This window comes from Xenorhabdus hominickii (assembly GCF_002632725.1).
GTDB lineage: Bacteria > Pseudomonadota > Gammaproteobacteria > Enterobacterales > Enterobacteriaceae > Xenorhabdus > Xenorhabdus hominickii.
Genome location: NZ_NJAI01000047.1, coordinates 1 through 1,091, shown reverse-complemented (window position 1 = coordinate 1,091; position 1,091 = coordinate 1). Strand labels below are relative to the sequence as shown.

Genomic DNA, 1,091 nt, shown 5'->3' with positions numbered 1-1,091 from the left:
ACTTTCCCATCAAAAGCGATAACAGATTTGTTCTCCAATTCACGCTGCTCATTGACCCAGTTAAGTAAGGCTTCCAGCAGAGAATCCAGCTCGATAGCACGCAATATTCTCGCAATGGTATGCCGACGGGGTATTCCATTGAGGAACTCGCCCATGCCAAGACTGAAATCGATACTCTTCTGGCTGATGTTGCCGCTGCTCGTCGCAAGCTGCGTGTCCAAGCCATCTGTCCCGTGCCTGAAACCGTTGCCTCTCGCAGCGTGGGCGACGCAGGAACCCCACAACTTACAGAAGCAGCTCGACAAGATTATTTCGATCTCCTCCGAATGATGGCGGAGAACGAGCAGCAAACTAAGTACTTGCAGGATTACGTTAATACTGAATGTTACAAGGTGAAGAAATGAAAGCGCCAGTTCAACGAACAAGCGCGACTGATCAGCGTGGGGGATTTTGCTGGGCTGTCTGTATTTCTTTTTAAGCGCATCCAGTATTTGGAAAAGGCGATACGGGAAATAGAAAAGAACGCATTGCCATCTCAGAGCAAATGATGCTGGGTGGCAGGAGTAGGTTAGGGCGCAGTGTCGGTGGGTCATGAGAGGACGGCAGGAATGAGCCGTCCTACTCGGTTTTATAGTATGTTCAATTTGGTTAATTTGCCGGTGGAATATAAGGGGGAATTGGAATTACGGGTTTTGGAAAAGGAAAAAAGGGCATTACGCAATGTTCCCCTGTGGGTGTTAGAAAGCATACAGGGCCACTCGATGGTGCGCTGGGAGAATGAGCATAAGTTAGCACTGGAGCTAAAATAGCCGAACCCGCCAACAGGCAAAGAAGAATGAATTTTTTCATTTTACTCTCCACTTGTAACGTCATTATCAAAAGCTTGATAAGCCTAATAATCGTAGGCTCTACCCAACAATAAACGAATAATGCTTAACAATTAGTTAACGCCTGAAACTAAAGTTAATATTTCTTTGCCCATTCTCTTGAGTGGTTAAAGGAATATTGATAACGCACGCTGTCACTTCGTTCCCACCGCGTACCTAACGCACACGGACTGGTGGCATTTTTATTTGCGCCGGGTTATCGCC

At 46.7% G+C, this 1,091-nt stretch carries 2 protein-coding genes and 1 pseudogene; 2 read left to right on the top strand and 1 reads right to left on the bottom strand.

What is annotated here, in order from left to right:
- A pseudogene (locus Xhom_RS24930) lies at window positions 1–146 on the bottom strand (ISAs1 family transposase); the annotation flags it as partial.
- Between Xhom_RS24930 and Xhom_RS47340 the strand changes: the two are divergent.
- Together Xhom_RS47340 and Xhom_RS24920 are read left to right on the top strand one after the other, a co-directional pair.
- On the top strand, window positions 115–330 hold the full coding sequence (locus tag Xhom_RS47340) for an Rz1 family lipoprotein (protein ID WP_422646042.1): 216 nt from the start codon (window positions 115–117) through the stop codon (window positions 328–330). The pseudogene Xhom_RS24930 and the gene Xhom_RS47340 overlap by 32 nt on opposite strands.
- Before the next feature lie 278 nt (window positions 331–608).
- Entirely contained in the window at window positions 609–809 is a 201-nt protein-coding gene (locus tag Xhom_RS24920; RefSeq protein ID WP_069315962.1) for a hypothetical protein, read from the top strand.
- Window positions 810–1,091: the final 282 nt, after the last annotated feature.